Source organism: Mycobacterium sp. E2699, assembly GCF_001666745.1.
Lineage (GTDB): Bacteria > Actinomycetota > Actinomycetes > Mycobacteriales > Mycobacteriaceae > Mycobacterium.
The window spans coordinates 113,517-128,861 of the sequence record NZ_LZJH01000126.1; the positions used below are offsets into that span (position 1 = coordinate 113,517).

General features: G+C 68.9%; 16 protein-coding genes and 1 tRNA gene. 13 read left to right on the forward strand and 4 right to left on the reverse strand.

What is annotated here, in order from left to right; genetic code table 11:
* Window positions 1–176: 176 nt before the first annotated feature.
* The 5 genes from A5696_RS22030 to A5696_RS22050 all read left to right on the forward strand — a co-directional run bounded on the left by A5696_RS22030 (window position 177) and on the right by A5696_RS22050 (window position 5,140).
* Window positions 177–1,541 (forward strand): FAD-binding oxidoreductase, encoded by a 1,365-nt coding sequence (locus A5696_RS22030; RefSeq protein ID WP_067883104.1) that lies wholly within the window; start codon window positions 177–179, stop codon window positions 1,539–1,541.
* Window positions 1,542–3,248 (forward strand): L-lactate permease, encoded by a 1,707-nt coding sequence (locus A5696_RS22035; RefSeq protein WP_067883105.1) that lies wholly within the window; start codon window positions 1,542–1,544, stop codon window positions 3,246–3,248.
* Window positions 3,248–4,393 (forward strand): glycerate kinase, encoded by a 1,146-nt coding sequence (locus A5696_RS22040; RefSeq protein ID WP_067883106.1) that lies wholly within the window; start codon window positions 3,248–3,250, stop codon window positions 4,391–4,393. Before A5696_RS22035 ends, A5696_RS22040 begins: the two co-directional genes overlap by 1 nt.
* The gene (locus A5696_RS22045) at window positions 4,386–4,997 is read left to right on the forward strand and encodes a DsbA family protein (RefSeq protein ID WP_067883107.1); all 612 of its coding nucleotides are present in this window, start codon (window positions 4,386–4,388) and stop codon (window positions 4,995–4,997) included. The genes A5696_RS22040 and A5696_RS22045 overlap by 8 nt, the downstream gene beginning before the upstream one ends.
* 66 nt (window positions 4,998–5,063) lie before the next feature.
* A tRNA-Met gene (locus A5696_RS22050) sits at window positions 5,064–5,140 on the forward strand.
* 212 nt (window positions 5,141–5,352) lie between these two features.
* Here the strand turns inward: A5696_RS22050 and A5696_RS27770 are convergent.
* Window positions 5,353–5,592 (reverse strand): DUF6364 family protein, encoded by a 240-nt coding sequence (locus A5696_RS27770; protein WP_156738539.1) that lies wholly within the window; start codon window positions 5,590–5,592, stop codon window positions 5,353–5,355.
* Window positions 5,593–5,654: 62 nt separating this feature from the next.
* Window positions 5,655–6,233, reverse strand: coding sequence for a TetR/AcrR family transcriptional regulator (locus A5696_RS22055; protein WP_067883108.1), 579 nt, complete (start codon window positions 6,231–6,233; stop codon window positions 5,655–5,657).
* Between the two features lie 99 nt (window positions 6,234–6,332).
* On the opposite strand from A5696_RS22055, the gene A5696_RS22060 reads away from it, so the two are divergent.
* The 8 genes from A5696_RS22060 (at window position 6,333) to A5696_RS22095 (ending at window position 13,109) form a co-directional block, all read left to right on the forward strand.
* Window positions 6,333–6,809 carry a DUF1772 domain-containing protein gene (locus A5696_RS22060; RefSeq protein WP_067883109.1) on the forward strand — a complete coding sequence of 159 codons (477 nt, stop codon included), beginning with the start codon at window positions 6,333–6,335 and terminating at the stop codon, window positions 6,807–6,809.
* Window positions 6,810–6,852: 43 nt separating this feature from the next.
* Window positions 6,853–7,170, forward strand: a complete 318-nt coding sequence (locus tag A5696_RS22065; RefSeq protein WP_067883110.1) for an NIPSNAP family protein — start codon at window positions 6,853–6,855, stop codon at window positions 7,168–7,170.
* 22 nt (window positions 7,171–7,192) lie between these two features.
* Window positions 7,193–7,576 carry a DUF4267 domain-containing protein gene (locus tag A5696_RS22070; protein ID WP_067883111.1) on the forward strand — a complete coding sequence of 128 codons (384 nt, stop codon included), beginning with the start codon at window positions 7,193–7,195 and terminating at the stop codon, window positions 7,574–7,576.
* Between the two features lie 233 nt (window positions 7,577–7,809).
* Window positions 7,810–8,754, forward strand: coding sequence for an NADP-dependent oxidoreductase (locus A5696_RS22075; RefSeq protein WP_067883112.1), 945 nt, complete (start codon window positions 7,810–7,812; stop codon window positions 8,752–8,754).
* Window positions 8,755–8,866: 112 nt separating this feature from the next.
* The gene (locus A5696_RS22080) at window positions 8,867–9,643 is read left to right on the forward strand and encodes an SDR family oxidoreductase (RefSeq protein WP_067883113.1); all 777 of its coding nucleotides are present in this window, start codon (window positions 8,867–8,869) and stop codon (window positions 9,641–9,643) included.
* 47 nt (window positions 9,644–9,690) lie between these two features.
* Window positions 9,691–10,185: a MarR family winged helix-turn-helix transcriptional regulator gene (locus tag A5696_RS22085; RefSeq protein WP_082969098.1), complete on the forward strand. Its 495-nt coding sequence runs from the start codon at window positions 9,691–9,693 to the stop codon at window positions 10,183–10,185.
* A 112-nt stretch (window positions 10,186–10,297) separates the two neighbouring features.
* Window positions 10,298–12,538, forward strand: a complete 2,241-nt coding sequence (locus A5696_RS22090) for an acyltransferase family protein (protein ID WP_067883161.1) — start codon at window positions 10,298–10,300, stop codon at window positions 12,536–12,538.
* Window positions 12,539–12,758: 220 nt separating this feature from the next.
* Window positions 12,759–13,109, forward strand: coding sequence for a DUF732 domain-containing protein (locus A5696_RS22095; protein WP_067883115.1), 351 nt, complete (start codon window positions 12,759–12,761; stop codon window positions 13,107–13,109).
* Here the strand turns inward: A5696_RS22095 and A5696_RS22100 are convergent.
* Window positions 13,088–13,504 (reverse strand): hypothetical protein, encoded by a 417-nt coding sequence (locus A5696_RS22100; protein ID WP_067883116.1) that lies wholly within the window; start codon window positions 13,502–13,504, stop codon window positions 13,088–13,090. The genes A5696_RS22095 and A5696_RS22100 overlap by 22 nt on opposite strands.
* A gap of 182 nt (window positions 13,505–13,686) precedes the next feature.
* On the reverse strand, window positions 13,687–15,303 hold the full coding sequence (locus tag A5696_RS22105; protein ID WP_067883162.1) for an Nramp family divalent metal transporter: 1,617 nt from the start codon (window positions 15,301–15,303) through the stop codon (window positions 13,687–13,689).
* Window positions 15,304–15,345 lie beyond the last annotated feature (42 nt).

The following is a 15,345-nucleotide window of genomic DNA, read 5'->3' on the forward strand; positions in this document are numbered from 1 at the left end:
TCCCCGCACCTTGTCAACCGGTACCGCCGGTCTTTTCGCGCGAAGCCTGGTCACGGGCCGTGTACTTGAGCCAAAGCTCTACTGACAACGGGGGTTTCCTTTGACAGTCAAACGTGAGCCGTGCCACCGTGGCTTGAACGAAATAGCAATTCCGATATACGAAATGGAACTCGCCAATGACGGCACTCGACGAACGCGACCTCGTCACCAGCATCCCGAACGTGGTTGTGCTCACCGACCCGGACGTGACCGAGGGCTACCGGCAGGACCGGGCCAAGGATCCCGGCGCCGGGCGCCCGCTGGCGGTGGTGCGGGCCAGAAGCACCGAGGACGTCCGGGCGGTGATGCGCTGGGCCGCCGCGGCCGGGGTGCCGGTGGTGCCGCGCGGTGCCGGTTCCGGTCTGTCCGGCGGCGCCACGGCGGTCGACGGGGGCATCGTGCTGACCACCGAGCTGATGCGCCAGATCGACGTCGACCCGGTGACACGCACCGCCGTGGTACAGCCGGGGCTCCTCAACGCCGAGGTGAAACGCGCGGTGGCCGAGCACGGCCTGTGGTATCCGCCCGATCCGTCGTCCTTCGAATTCTGTTCCATCGGCGGCAACGCCGCGACCAACGCGGGCGGGCTGTGCTGCGTGAAGTACGGCGTCACCACCGATTACATCCTCGGCCTTGAAGTCGTACTGGCCGACGGGAGCGTGGTGCGCCTCGGTGGTCCGCGCCTCAAAGACTCGGCAGGTCTTTCGCTGACCAAGCTGTTCGTGGGCAGCGAGGGAACGCTCGGCGTCATCACCGAGCTGACGCTGCGGTTGCTGCCACCGCAGCCGCCCGCCAGCACCATCGTCGCCTCGTTCGCCACGGTGCGCGACGCCACCGAGGCGGTCTGCAACATCACGCGCGTCATGCGACCCGCGATGCTCGAATTCATGGACCAAACCGCGATTTCCGCGGTCGAAAGCCACCTCAGGATGGGCCTGGATCTCGGGGCGCGCGCGATGATCATCGCCCAGTCCGACTCACCCGGCGATCGGGAGGCCGAAACCGCCTTCATGGCAGGGGTTTTCGAACGCGCCCATGCCACCGACGTGTTCGCCACCGACGACGCCGCGGAAGGCGAGGCGTTCACCGCGGCGCGACGGTTCGCCATCCCGGCCGTCGAGCGGCTTGGCGACCTGCTGCTCGAGGACGTCGGCGTGCCACTGCCGGCGCTGCCCACGCTCGTCGAGGGCATCGAGGCCATCGCCAAGGAGCGCGACATCGTCTGCGCGGTGATCGCGCACGCCGGCGACGGCAACACCCATCCGCTGATCGTGCACGACCCGGCCGATGCAGACCAGTCGCGTCGCGCGCATCTCGCGTTCGGCGAAATCATGCAGCTGGCAATCGAACTTGGCGGCACCATCACCGGTGAGCACGGCGTGGGCCGGCTCAAAAAGGCGTGGCTGCCGGACCAGGTGGGCCCCGACGTGATGGAACTGACCCGCCGCATCAAGCGGGCCCTCGATCCGCAGAACATCCTCAACCCCGGGGCGGTGCTCTAGATGTTTCAGCCCGACTTCACCCCCGTCGCCCATTCCCTCGCCTGGAGCGCGGCCGTCGCCGCGCTGCCGTTGGTCATCATGTTCGTCCTGCTCGGCGGGCTTCGGCTGCGTGCGCCCATCGCCGCCGCGGTCGGCGTAGGCACGGCGGCGCTGATCGCGTGGGGGGTCTATCACATGCCCGTGGCGCAGGTCGCCGACTCGGCGGTGCTCGGGTTCGCCTACGGGATGTTTCCGATCATGTGGTTGGTGCTCAACGCGATCTGGATCTACAACCTGACCGTGCAGACCGGCCACCGCGACGTGCTGTGCCGGTCCATGGCCTCGATCTCCCCCGACCACCGGGTCCAGGCCGTCATCGTCGCCTTCTGCTTCGGCGCGCTCATCGAGGGCCTGGCCGGCTTCGGCACGCCGGTGGCCATCACGTCGCTGATGTTGGTGGCGCTGCGCTTTTCGCCGCTCAAGGCCGCCTCCGTGGCGCTGGTGGCCAACACCGCGCCGGTGGCGTTCGCCTCCCTCGGGATCCCGATCGTCGCGCTGTCGGGGGTCACCGGGCTGCCGCTGGACACGCTCGGCGCGATGGTCGGCCGGCAGACCCCGATCCTGGCCTGCATCGTGCCCTTCATCCTGATCTTCATGGTCGACGGCCGCGCCGGCCTCAAGCAGGCCTGGCCGGCGGCCGCGATGGGCGGCGGCGTCTACGCGATCGTCCAGTTCTTCTGTTCCAACTTCTTTTCCGTCGAGCTCACCGACATCGCCGGGTCGATCATCAGCGCGGGTTCCATCGTGCTGCTGCTACGTGTGTGGCGCCCCAAGGCGTCACCGGTGGCCGCGACCGAGGAGGTCGCGCTGAGCGCTGAATCCGGAAGCCTGACAGCGCCTTTGGGCGCCGCCCCGCACAACGACCGCTCGGACGTCTCCGTGCTGACCGCCCACCCGGCCAGCGGGGTGCGCGAGGAGGTGGTCGACTCGCGCAAGGACGTCCTGCTGGCCTACGCGCCGTACGTGATGGTCACGGTGATGTTCACGCTGTCGATGTGGAAGCCGTTCACCGCGCTGCTCAAGCACGGCGGCACCAGCTTCGCCTGGCCCGGCCTGCACGTCGCCAACGCGGCGCACAAGGCCTCCCCGCTGACCATCTACAAGCTCGACTTCCTGTCCGCCGCGGGCACATTGCTTCTCGTCAGCGGTCTGCTCACCATGCTGGTGCTGCGCACTTCGGTGAGCCAGGCGGTACGGGCATACGCCCAGGCGGCGGTCCAATTGCGCAGCGCCGCAATCACAGTCGGCCTGGTGCTGGCGCTCGCCTACCTGCTCAACCTGTCGGGGGAGACGACCACCCTGGGCCTGTGGATCGCGGGCGCGGGCGGCCTGCTGGGGATCGTCGCGCCGATCATCGGCTGGCTGGGTGTCACCGTCACCGGTTCGGACACCTCCTCCAACTCGCTCTTCGGGGTGCTGCAGGTCAGCGCCGCGCATGCGGCCGGCCTCAGCCCGACCCTGCTCGCGGCGGCGAACTCGTCGGGAGGCGTGATCGGCAAGATGCTCTCGCCGCAGAGCCTCGTCATCGCCACCGCCGCGGTGCAGATGAAGGGCAAGGAGGGTGACCTGTTCCGCAAGGTGTTCAAGTGGAGCATGTTCTTGCTGGCGCTGATGTGTCTGTTGGTCTACCTGCAGAGCACTCCGTGGCTCGGCTGGATGGTCGTGTGATGGGCGGCCACATCGTGCTGGCGCCGGACAAGTTCAAGGGCTCGTTGCGGGCGGAGGAGGCCGCGCGGGCCATGGCGCAGGGCGTGCGGCGGGCCGACCCACAGGCGACCACGGTCGCCTGCCCGGTCGCCGACGGCGGGGAGGGCACCCTGGACGCCGTGCTGGCCGCCGGATTCCGGCGCATGGATGCCTATGTCAGCGGACCGACCGGTGCGGGGGTGCGCACCGCCTACGCGCGCAGGGGCACGCGCGCCGTCATCGAGCTGGCCGACGTCTGCGGTCTGCAGCGGCTGCCGTCGGCGACCCCGGCGCCGATGACGGCCACCACCTACGGGCTGGGCAGTGTGATCGGCCGCGCGCTCGACGACGGCTGCCGCGACATCGTCGTCACCGTCGGCGGCAGCGCGAGTACCGATGGCGGCGCCGGCATGCTCGTCGCGCTGGGAGCCGAAATCCTTGACCAACAAGGCAACCCGATCCCGCCCGGGGGTCTCGGTCTGGCGCGGGCCGCTCGCCTCGACCTCAGCGGGCTGCATCCGGCCATCGGCGAGAGCGCCTTCACGCTCGCCGCCGACGTCGACAGCCCACTGTGCGGACCGCACGGCGCGGCCATCGTCTACGGACCCCAGAAGGGCGCCCACGGCGACCAGGTCGCGGCGCTCGACCGCGGCCTGTCCCGCTGGGCGGATCTCGTCGACCGGGCGACCGGCACCGACTGCCGCAATCAACCCGGCGCCGGCGCCGCGGGCGGCGTGGGCTTCGCGGCGCTGTCGGTGCTCGGCGCACGCATGCGGCCCGGCATCGAGATGATCCTCGAACTGATCGACCTGGACCGAAACCTGGCCGGCGCCAAGGTGGTGGTGACCGGCGAGGGGTCCCTCGACGTGCAATCGCTGCGCGGCAAGGCGCCCGTTGGTGTGTCCCGGCGTGCCCACCGGCACGGCGTGCCGACCTTCGCGATCGCCGGGGTGTCCACCCTGACCGGTCCCCAGGCCCGTGCGGCGGGCTTCGCAGCGGTCCGCACCCTGAACGAACTCGAGCCCGATCTGCAGCGCTGCACCACCCACGCCGCCGGTCTGCTGACGCGGGCCACCGAAGCGCTGATCCGGGAATCCACGGCGCGCCAGGGAGGAAAAGATGAGTGAGCCCTACTACGACGAGCGCACGGTGCTGCACTGGTACGACTTCGCGTGCCCGTTCTCCTATCTGGGGCAGCATCGGACGGCCCTCCTCACCGAGGCCGGATTCGACGTCGTCCTGCTGCCGTTTCAGGCGCACCCGGGCATGCCGCCCGGTGGCCTGCCGATGAAGGTCGGACCCGGAACCAGGCACGCGATGATCGAGCGGCATGCGCGGGCGCTGGAGATGCCGTTGCGCTGGCCAACGCGGACACCGCACGGTCGGCGGGCGCTGGCGGCCGCGGAGTGGGCGCGGCTCCATCAGCCCGACGCTTTCGCCGAATTGCACCGCCGAGTGTTCGACGCGCAGTTCGTTTTCGGTGAGGACATCGACGACCAGGAGGTCATCGACCGGCATGCCCTCGCGGCGGGCGTCGACGTGCGCCGCCTGCACGCCGCCCTGGCCGACGGCACCGCGGTGGCGGCCGTCGGTCAGGCCGAGTGGGTGGCACGGCACCGCGGCGTCGACGGCACGCCGGCGTGGCTGGTCGACGGGCGTTTGATGATCGGCCTGCAGCCCGTGGGCGACTTCCGGTGCCTCGGCGCCCTGACCGCGCGCGTACGCCGCTGAGAAACCCGCTGGTCACGCCGCGATTTGGCCGCCGCGACGCGAATTCGGTAACCTGTCATTTACCAACGCGGGGTGGAGCAGCTCGGTAGCTCGCTGGGCTCATAACCCAGAGGTCGCAGGTTCGAATCCTGTCCCCGCTACCAGGTGAAATGGCTCCCGGAGATCCTCCGGGAGCCATTTTCATGCCCGGTGTGCACCCTTTGGGAACATTAGCGGCTAACAGTTCTGGGGAAGACTAGAACAGTCGAACGGCGCAGACACCGCAAGGTCGCGGTCGCCCAGGATCGCGTTTGCACGCTGCGCTTGTTCCCACTCTTTCGGATCGCGTGAGATCGCGTAGAGCAGGACGTCAGTGTCAACGAACCGCACGGTCGTGGACTGCGTCCCGGCTCAGCCGATCGCGTGCGCTGAACCGGCGAATTTCTTCCTGGACCGTCCGCCGCTTTGCCTCGAGCCGGGAGAATTCGGCCGCCCGCTCAGAAAGCGAATTCAAATAATCCGCGACGAGGGCGCTTACGGAGGTGCCGAGCTCTGCGGCTCGAATCCGTGCAGCGCGGTAGACGTCGTCAGGGACAGAGACCGTCACCTTCTTCACAGCTTCACGGTACGGCAGTTACTGGGACGCTCCCCGGGATCGCGGCCCGGCTAGCTCCCCGGTCATCGTCCGCGGCTGAACTCGTTGACGAGCAGTTCCAGACGCTCCGAGTCGAATTCAGGGCGCAGTCGTCCGGTGCGGCCGAGGGTGACCAGCCCGTGCAGCGCGGCCCAGAACACCTCGGTGAGCGTGTCGGCGTCCTGGCCGCCGGCGACCATGCCGACGGCTTGATGCAACGCGGCGAAGGCCGCGATGAGCTCCGGCGGCGTGTCCTCGGCGGCGAAGCGCAGGCCGGTCGCGCGGGTGAACATCGCGTCGTAGACCGCCGGGTTGTCGCGGGCGAAGTCAAGGTAGGCGCGCGCGATCCGGGTCAGGGTGTCACCGGCAGCGCCGGTCTCGGAGTGGGCGGCCCGGATCACCTCGGCGAGTTCGGCAAACCCGTCGAGGGCGACGGCGTCGGCGATCTGTTCCATGCCGGTGAAGTGCTTGTACAACACCGGCTGGCTGTACTCGATCTCAGTGGACAGCCGCCGTGTGGTGACGGCGTCCCAGCCTTCCGACTCGGCCAGCCGGCGCGCGGTCCCGACGATCAGCCGCCGACGGGCGGCCCGCTCGCGCTCACGTCGATCCTCCGGAGGCATACCCGAAGATATCACAGCTAGAAAAGCTAGCAATGCTATTGACGCGAGCAGCGCAGAGGGTTAGCGTTGCTAACACCTACGAATGAGGGGAGCTGTGACATGGCTTTGGATGACATCACCCGCGCCGCGGCACTGATCGCGGTGCTGGGTAGCGCGGTGGTCTACGGCACCGACGTGTTCTGCGCGATCGCGCTGCGACCGGCCTTGGCGTCGGTCGACAACGATGCCCTGGTCGCCGTGATGGGGCGCGTGCACCGGTACGCCGACCGGCGCATGCCGGTGCCCGGGGTGCTCGGCGTCATGGCCACCGCTGCGAGCGCGGTGCTGGCCGCGGTCACCTCGCACTGGGCGCAGACGATCGCGGCGGGCGTCGCGCTGGCTCCGCTGCTGGCCTGGCTCGTGCTCTACACCCGGGTGAGTGCGCCAATCAACCGGCAGATGACAGCGGCCACCGACGCGGGCCACACGCTCCCGAACGGGCTTGCGCTGCAGGCCAAGTGGGACTCGATCATCGGCGCCCGCGCGCTGCTGCAGGGCGTGGCCGTGGTCGCGCTCTGCGTGGTGCTGATGAACTGACACGCCATACCTGGCCGAATTCGCCTGAAGGAGAACGACTTCCATGTTTCAACTCCGGACCTACACCCTGCGATCGCCGGAAGCGCTGCACCGTTACGCGGCGGTGCACTGGGCGCGCCACCTGGAAACCTTCCCGACGTTCGGGGTCACCACCCACGGGGTGTGGACCGAACACGGCGAAGGCGCGAATCGCCTCGTCGCGCTGATCGGCTATCCACCGGGCGCCGACCCCGAACAGCTCACGCGGCACATCATGGGCAGCCCGCAATTCGCCACCGACATGGCCGGCTTCGACGTCGGCGACATCGTCGACGTTCGGACGACACTGCTTGACCCGACACCGTTTTCACCGATTCGCTAACGACACCCCAGGAGCGTTCGACATGACCATCACCACCACCATCGGCTACGTCCTCGCCGGACTCCTCGCGGCGGCCATCATCTTCATCGGCGCGCGCTTCCTGGTCGCGCCGCGCGTCGCCGCCGCCGGCTACGGCGTGCTCCCAGATCTGGACCAGCCCGGTGCGGGCGCCTACCTGAGCGTCAAGGGCGTGCGCGACATCGCCACGGGACTGTTCGTCATCATCCTGATGGCCGCGGGCGCGACCCACCTTGTCGGCTGGGTGATGTTGGCCGCCACCATCATTCCGCTCGTCGACGCCTCCATCGTGCTGCGCAACGGCGGCTCCAAGTCGATCGCCTGGGGCGTCCACGGCGGCACCGCGGTCGTCATGCTCATCACCACCGCGCTGCTGCTCGCCTCCTGATCACAGCGGGGCTGCAGCGCCTGGCCCGCATCGGCACCGCCGTCGACCCCGACCGGCGCCTCGCCCCGTCGCGACTGCTGGGCGCGCTGAGCCGGGTGTGACCGGGGCAAAGCCCCGACCCTCGACCGGTATGACGACGATCACACGCCGCCCGGGAATTGCTTCGATATCGAAGCAAGGTGTACCGCCCGTAGCTGCTTCGAATTCGAAGCAATCGACCAAGGAGGGAAACCATGAAGGCTGTGCGGTACCACGAGTACGGCGGTAGCGACGTGCTGCGATACGAGGAGGCCCCGCGCCCGGTGCCGGGCCCCGGGCAGGTGCTGGTGAAGGTGGCGGCCACCTCGTTCAACCCGGTGGACGCGGGCATCCGCGGCGGCTACCTGGCGCAGGTGTACACGATCAGCTTCCCGCACATTCCCGGCGTCGACGTGGCGGGGACCATCGCCGAGGTGGGCGAGGGCGTGCGGGGCTGGAACGTCGGCGACGCTGTGGTGGCGTTCCTGGCGCTCGACGCCGACGGTGCCGGCGCCGAGTACGCGCTGGTGCCGTCCGAATTGCTGGCCGCCGCCCCGACGACGGTGCCGCTGGCCGACGCGGCGGCCCTGCCCGAACCCGCGTTGACGGCCTGGCAGGCCCTGTTCGAGCTCGCCGGGCTCAGCGCCGGCCAGTCGGTTCTGATCAACGGCGCCTCCGGTGCGGTCGGTGGGTACGCCATCCAGTTGGCCAAGCAGGCCGGAGCCGTCGTCACCGCGACCGCCAAGGCGCGTGACGCCGCGCGGCTGCGCGGCCTGGGTGCCGACCGCATCGTCGACTACATCGACTACACCCGGTCGCCGATCGAGGTCGAGGGTGCACCGTTCGACGTGGTGCTCAACCTGGTCAGCACCACCGACGAGCAGACCGAAGCCCTCATCGGGTTGGTCGCCGACGGCGGAGTCCACGTCGGCACCATGGTTTTCGGGCCGGAGAACCCCGGCCGGGGAGTGCGCACGCAGCGCGTCTTCGTTCGCAGCGACGCCGCCCAGCTCGCCGGGCTGGTCCGCCGCGTCGACGACGGGCAACTGCGCATCGAGGTCGCCGACCGGCGCCCGCTCGAGCAGGCCGCGGCCGTGCACGAGGACTCCGACTCCGGCCGCCTGCACGGCAAGACCATCCTCCTGCCCGCCGACCAGTAACCCACTCCCACAACCAGATTCAGTGAAGAGGAATAGCCGAGGCCGCCCAGGCCGCGCGAATGCCGGCCTGGGACCCGGAATGACGTGACGTACCCTGAAAGGAGACAGCATCATGGGCAAACTCGCACTCGTCACCGGGGCCACGTCGGGAATTGGGCGCGCATATGCGGACCGCCTCGCCGCCGATGGCCACGACCTGGTGATCGTGGGCAGGCGCGCGGAGCGGTTGGCGGAGTTCGCCGACGCCCACCCCGACGTGCAGGTCCGAACCGTGGTCGCGGATCTTTCCGCCGCCGAAGACGTCGCCCGGGTCGCCGAGATCTGCGCCGCCGAGCCGCTGACGATGCTGGTGAACAACGCCGGTGTCGCCCACTACATGCCGTTGGCCCAGTTGCCCGCGAGCAAGGCCGCCGAACTGGTCAACGTGAAAGTGCTTGCCCCCACGATGCTCTCCCGCGCAGCGGTCGGCGGGATGCTGGCGCGCGGCACGGGCGCGATCGTCAACATGGCGGGCATGATCGCCTTCAGCGGCCCCGCGCCGCACTCGCAGATGCCCCGCCGCGCCGTCTACGCCGGGACCCTGGCCTACCTCGTCACGATGTCGCAGACCCTCGGCGCCGAGCTGGAGGGCACCGGGGTCGTCGTGCAGGTGGTGTGCCCCGGGGTGGTGGCGACCGAGTTCCACGAGCGGCAGAACATGGACCTCAGCGCGGTGCCCCGAATGAGCGCCGACGACGTCGTCACCGCCAGCCTGCGTGGCCTGCAGTTGGGCGAGACGGTCTGCGCCCCCGGCGTCGAGGACGCGAGCCTGCTCGACGCGGTCTTCCGGGCGGACCTGGCCGCCTTCGGCGCGCAAAGCCCCGAACTCGCCACGCGCTACCGCGGCTGAAAGACGACGTTCGAATCGATTCGATGTCGAAGCACTACGCTCGGGGGGTGGCGAAGGCCCTCAACCCCGTCCAGCTGCGCACCTACTTCGCCTTGATGGAGTCGGTCAGCCTGCTGCAGCACGCGGTGCGACAGCAGTTGCTGGCCGACGGCGGCCTGAGTTACGTGCAATTCGAGATTCTGGCGAAGCTGGCCGACTCCGATCGCCCACTCACCATGACCGACCTGGCCGACGGCGTGGTGTACAGCCGCTCCGGCCTCACTCATCAGGCCGGGCTACTCGAAGCCGCAGGCCTCATCACCCGCGCGGCGTCGCCGGATGACCAGCGCGCCACGGTCGTCGGCATCACCGAGGCGGGCCGTGCCCGCGTCGCCAAGGTGCTGCCCGGCCACATCGAGGTCGTGCGCGACCTCCTGTTCGACTCGCTCTCCGATCGCGACGTGCGCGCCCTCGGCGACATGATGAGCCGCGCCCGCGACCACATGCGTTCTCGGCCGCCCCGATCGGCCGCACGACGCAACCGGAACGCCGGCGCCACCTGAGGGCGCGCGCCAGCAGCGGAAATGGCTTCGGAGGACACTTTGAAGCCATTTTCCTGCTGAACGGGGACGCCTCTGGGACCATTAGCGCGTGACCGTGCGCCAGGCCGACGCCATGAGCCCTGCTCGAGGGGTTACGAGCACTGCTCAACGGGCTTCGGCCGAGCGCCCGGCGGAGCCCGGATTCCGCGACGACATCGAGGGCTTGCGCGGCTTCACGTTGCTGGCCATCCTCGGCTTCCACATCTCCATGCCCGGCGTCAGTGGTGGCTTCGTCGGCCCCGACATCTTCTTCGAAATCTCGGGCTTCGTCATCACCGGGCAGCTCTGGCGCCAGGTGAGTACCACCGGCACCATCGGGCTGCGCAAGTTCTACGGGGCCCGCGCCCGCCGGCTGCTGCCGGTTTCGGCCACCGTCGGCGTCGTCACCGCGATTGCCGCGGCACTGTTGCTACCCCTGGTGCAGGCGCAAAGCGCCTTGAAGGACGCCATCGCGTGCGCGCTGTACGTCCCGAACTTCTGGTTCATCTTCCAGCAGGTCGACTATTTCGCCGGCGGCGTGCCCTCGCCGTTCCAGCACTACTGGACTTTGGGCGTGGAGGAACAGTTCTACCTGCTGTGGCCGCCCCTGATCGTCGGCACGGCGTGGCTGATCCGGCGGTCGCGTCGGCGCGCGAAGGCCGGTGCGGCCCCAGCACAGAGCCCGTCGAGAAGTCCGTCGAGAAGCCCGTACCTGGTGCTCGTGACGCTGATCGCAGCCGTGTCGTTCGCGCTGTCGCTGCTGATCACCTACGTGATGCCGCTGGCGGCGTACTTTTCGCTGTTCACCAGGGCCTGGCAGTTGGCCGCCGGCGCCCTGGTCGCCCTCACCGCCGAGTACTGGCGCCGGCTCCCGGCGCGAGCCGCGGTGCTCACGGGCTGCGGCGGGATGGCCATGGTCCTGTGGGCCTGCATCTTCTTGACCCCGGACGTCCCGTACCCGGGTACTGCCGCGCTGTTGCCGGTGCTGGGCACCGCGTTGGTGCTCGGCGCCGGCTGTTCGACGCCGTCGCAGGGCGCCGGGCGCGTCCTGGGATGGTCTCCGATGCGGGCGGTCGGACGGCTGTCCTACTCGTGGTACCTGTGGCACTGGCCGGTGCTGGTGTTCGCACCGATTCTGGTGGGCCACCCGCTGGGGCTGGCCGGCAAGTTCGTGGCCGCGGTCGTCGTCTCCGGCGGGCTGGGGTGGCTCACGCTGCGTTTCATCGAAAACCCGTTGCGCTACGCCGCCCCGCTGCGTAAGTCGCCGATGAAAAGCCTGGCGGTCGGCGGCGTCGCGACGTCGGCGGCGGCCTGTGTGGGCGTGGCGTTGCTGATGTGGGTGTCGTCTCTGCCGATGCCCGTCCCGATTGCGCTCGGCGCGCAGGCCACCCCGCTGACGATCGCCGCGCCGCCTCGCCCGGCGGCGGCCGACATCGAGGCCTACGACGCGGCGGTGCAGAACGTGTTCTCGCAGGTACAGGCCGCGGTCGCGTCATCTGCCGAGTTGAGAGCCGTACCGGCGAACCTGAGCCCGTCGCTCGGCGATGCGGCGGGCGAACTCGGAGCCATGTTGTTCAACGGTTGCCTGCGCGCGCCTTTCCAGGCCGGACAGCCCGAGTGCGCGATGGGCGATACCGCCTCCAAAACGACGGTGGCCATGGTCGGCGACTCGCATTCCTCGATGTGGATTCCGGCGTTCCGGCAGATCGGCTCGCAGCGGCCCTGGCGGCTCGAGGCGATGGCCAAGGCGGCTTGCCCGATGCTGGATTTGCCCGTCGCCAACCCCATCGTCAGCCCGCTGGTCGAATACTTTGAACGTTGCGGGCAATGGCGCGGTCAGATCCTGGCCCGGTTACGCGCCGAGCATCCGAAACTGGTCATGGTGAGTGTGTTTCGGGGGTACACGGCGACCCACAGCAACGGCTTCCGGTCGGGTTTCACGTCCTATGACCCGGCGTGGATCGACGGCCTGACCCGCCTGGTGCGAGAACTGCGCGAGACCGGCGCCAAGGTGCTGGTGCTCGGGCCGCTCCCGCACCTCACCACCGCGGTGCCGGGGTGCCTGTCCGAGCACCTCACTGACGCGACGGCTTGCTCGCCGCCCATGTCGTACGCGTTCGACCGCACCGGCATGGCGGCCGAGGCCGCCGCCGTCAAGGACGGCGGCGGACAATACGCCGACCTCACTGATCTGTTCTGCACCAAGAACCGCTGCCCGGTGATCGTCGGCAACACCCTGGTGTACGTCGACGCGGGTCACCTGACGCTCGAATACTCCCGGCTGTTGGCGCCGGCGATCGAGGCGCTCGCCGACCGCGCGCTCGCCCAGGGCTGACGTCCGGCGGCTGTCGGCGCCGCGTTGTCCGCGGCCCTGGCCGCGCATGAGCGAACCCAGAAGCGCTGAGAAGCAACGTGATACGGGGCCCGACCGGAACGGTGGGCCTTCCGGCCCGCGGCGGACGGGTATTGCGGCCCTAGCCACCGGAGGGTGTCCTTGATTGACTGTCCATTGCGGGCGAGACGACCAACCGCCGCGTTCCACAAGGAGTATCGACATGACGGGCAACGACATCCGCAATGCCGGACCGGCGCGACGGTTCGGGTGGGCCGCTTCGGGATTGGCGGCGGTGGTGGTGCTGGGCGCGCCGGCCGGGATCGCTCGCGCCGACGCCACCGACGACGCTTTCATCGCGGCATTGAAGGCCCACGGCATCGTCCACGAATCCAACCAGGCCGCGATCGCGGCCGGCCACCTGGTGTGTCATCAACTCGACATGGGCAAGACGCAGGAAGACATCGCGACCGACGTGATGAACAGCAGCGGGCTGGACAGCGAAAACGCCGGGTATTTCGTCGCCGTCGCGGAACGGGCGTACTGCCCGCGCTATGCGGACATCCCGTCCTGATTCCCAAGCTTGTCGGCCGTGTCGGCTCGGTCGGCGCCCCGCACGATCAGGCCATGTGACCACCCTGCCATCACGATGTGGGCGCCACCGGCGACGATAAGACGGTTGCGTTGCCACGCGCCGACGGTCATCACCGCGTCGCCCGCCAAGCGCACCGCTTGTGCCGCCGGGGTCATGTGCCGTAGGACGTAAATGCCGCGCCGACTGGATCGCAGGCGGCTGGTGTCCGCGCGTAGCAGGGCCGCCGAGGCGAGTACCGGAATCACCAGATGAACAGCCATGCCGAGGCGGCGATGTCCGGTCCAAATCAACGGGAGCGAAACGACTTCCGCCGTCACATCGGCGGACAGCTTCGCCCAGTGAATCTGATGCAGGACAAGGTCTTCGCCGTTCATCTCATCGGCCCCGTCGACACTGGACGACGATGAATGCCACCGCTGTGACCACGGCGATCGCGCCAAGGATCGCAATCCCTGTGACCGCTTGGGTGTGGGTGTAATGCGGTAGGTAGTCGTTGTCCGTGGCGAGCCAGCCGGCCGATAGCGGGATCATTGTGATGGTTGTCAGGTCGGGGCGGTCAGTGCCCGCTGAGCTGGATCGCTTTGACGATCAAGAGCAGCGCGCCGACGACGAGATAGCTGCGCAGGGCGATCATGCCGAGCCGGGTGCCAGGGGACCAGGTGACCGGCTCGAGCAGCGTCAGTGGGGGCATCCGCCAGGTGTCGCGGTCGACAGGATGCCCCGGCTCCTTCGGTGCCGGCGCTGCGGGCTGGCGGCGCGCCATCCAGCGCAGCGCGGGTATCGCGGCGGCGGCGAGAACGACCAACGCCACGGCCAGGTAGCCGGCGACGGCGATGACGTCGATGTGGGGAAACAGGGTGGTGGCCATCAGGATTCCCGACAACAGCAGCAGGGTGCCGACGATGAGCCCGGCGACCCAGTTGAGCCAGGGCCGGTTGACCCAGGGCCCCAGCACTTCCCGGTCGTTGCACAAGAGCAACAGGAAGACGCTGGCGCTGGGCAACAGCAGGCCGGCGAGGGCCTGCACAGCGGTGGTGATGAGCCCCAGGGGTGCGCCCGGGATGAGCACGATGGCCGCGGCCAGCACCACCATCGCGGTGTAGGACAGGTAGAACTGTTTGGCATCGGCAAACCCCCGGTGCAGCGAGTGCTTGAGGCCGAACACGTCGCCGAACGCGTAACTGGTGGCCAGCGTCACTGCAGCGGCGCCGAGGATCGAGGCGTCCATGAGGACGATGGCGAAGATGGAACCGAGCATGTCGCTGTGTTGACCGAGCAGGTGGGCGATGGCCCCGGCGTCGGTGAAACCGCCCACGGTGCCGGTGGAGCGCGCGGCCCAGTCGCCGGTCATCACCAGCGCCGCGGCCCCGATCACCACGACGAAGGCTCCCAATACCGTGTCGGCGCGCTCGTAGGCCATGAACCGGGGGGTGATGCGTTTGTCGACGACGTTGGACTGCTGGAAGAACAGCTGCCACGGCGCCACGGTCGTGCCCACGATCGCGATGATCAACAGCACGGCGTCCGAGCTCGCCCCGCCCGAAATGGTAGGCACCACAAAGGACTTCGCCGCATTGCCCCATTGCGGGTGCGACATCAGCAGCATGGGGATCTGCAGCAGGGATACCGCGATGAAGACGAACATGGCCCGCTCCCAGCGCCGGAAGCTGCCGCTGGCCATGATCGCGATCAGGGCCACCGCGGAGGTCGGCACCACAACGTATTTGGAGATGCCGATGTAGTCGGCGGCCAAAGTGATGCCGATGAACTCGGTGACGATGGTCAGAAAGTTGAGCACAAACAGATCGCCGACGGAAAACCAGCCCCAGCCGCGGCCGAAGCGTTCGTTGATCAACCGGGCATGACCGACACCGGTGACCGCGCCAAGCCTGACCACCATCTCCTGGTTGACGATCAACACCGGGATCAACAACAGGAGCACCCATAGCAGCGAGTAGCCGTAGTTCTGGCCCGCCTGCGCGTAAGTGGCCACTCCGCCGGCGTCGTTGTCACCGACCATGACGATGATGCCCGGGCCCATGATGGCCAGCAGGGTCAGCAGGCGGGTCTTCCACGTGCCCGGCCGCTCCGAGTCGCCGACACTGATCCGCCCGAACGCCCCCTCGATATCGCCCAGGTGTGCGCTGTCGAGCACGGCCGAGCGCGCAGCCATCGCCGGTTCGACGTGACCGTCCCGCGCCCCTGCGCCGCCGGT

Excerpts from the sequence above, each read along its gene's own strand:
- A5696_RS22095 (WP_067883115.1), top strand. The coding sequence starts at position 12,759 with ATGACGGGCAACGACATCCGCAATGCCGGACCGGCGCGACGGTTCGGG.
- A5696_RS22080 (WP_067883113.1), top strand. The coding sequence starts at position 8,867 with ATGGGCAAACTCGCACTCGTCACCGGGGCCACGTCGGGAATTGGGCGC.
- A5696_RS22040 (WP_067883106.1), top strand. The coding sequence starts at position 3,248 with ATGGGCGGCCACATCGTGCTGGCGCCGGACAAGTTCAAGGGCTCGTTG.
- A5696_RS22105 (WP_067883162.1), bottom strand. The coding sequence starts at position 15,303 with ATGGCTGCGCGCTCGGCCGTGCTCGACAGCGCACACCTGGGCGATATC.
- A5696_RS22055 (WP_067883108.1), bottom strand. The coding sequence starts at position 6,233 with ATGCCTCCGGAGGATCGACGTGAGCGCGAGCGGGCCGCCCGTCGGCGG.
- A5696_RS22070 (WP_067883111.1), top strand. The coding sequence starts at position 7,193 with ATGACCATCACCACCACCATCGGCTACGTCCTCGCCGGACTCCTCGCG.
- A5696_RS22075 (WP_067883112.1), top strand. The coding sequence starts at position 7,810 with ATGAAGGCTGTGCGGTACCACGAGTACGGCGGTAGCGACGTGCTGCGA.
- A5696_RS22045 (WP_067883107.1), top strand. The coding sequence starts at position 4,386 with ATGAGTGAGCCCTACTACGACGAGCGCACGGTGCTGCACTGGTACGAC.
- A5696_RS22090 (WP_067883161.1), top strand. The coding sequence starts at position 10,298 with ATGAGCCCTGCTCGAGGGGTTACGAGCACTGCTCAACGGGCTTCGGCC.
- A5696_RS22065 (WP_067883110.1), top strand. The coding sequence starts at position 6,853 with ATGTTTCAACTCCGGACCTACACCCTGCGATCGCCGGAAGCGCTGCAC.
- A5696_RS22030 (WP_067883104.1), top strand. The coding sequence starts at position 177 with ATGACGGCACTCGACGAACGCGACCTCGTCACCAGCATCCCGAACGTG.
- A5696_RS22060 (WP_067883109.1), top strand. The coding sequence starts at position 6,333 with ATGGCTTTGGATGACATCACCCGCGCCGCGGCACTGATCGCGGTGCTG.
- A5696_RS22100 (WP_067883116.1), bottom strand. The coding sequence starts at position 13,504 with ATGAACGGCGAAGACCTTGTCCTGCATCAGATTCACTGGGCGAAGCTG.
- A5696_RS22035 (WP_067883105.1), top strand. The coding sequence starts at position 1,542 with ATGTTTCAGCCCGACTTCACCCCCGTCGCCCATTCCCTCGCCTGGAGC.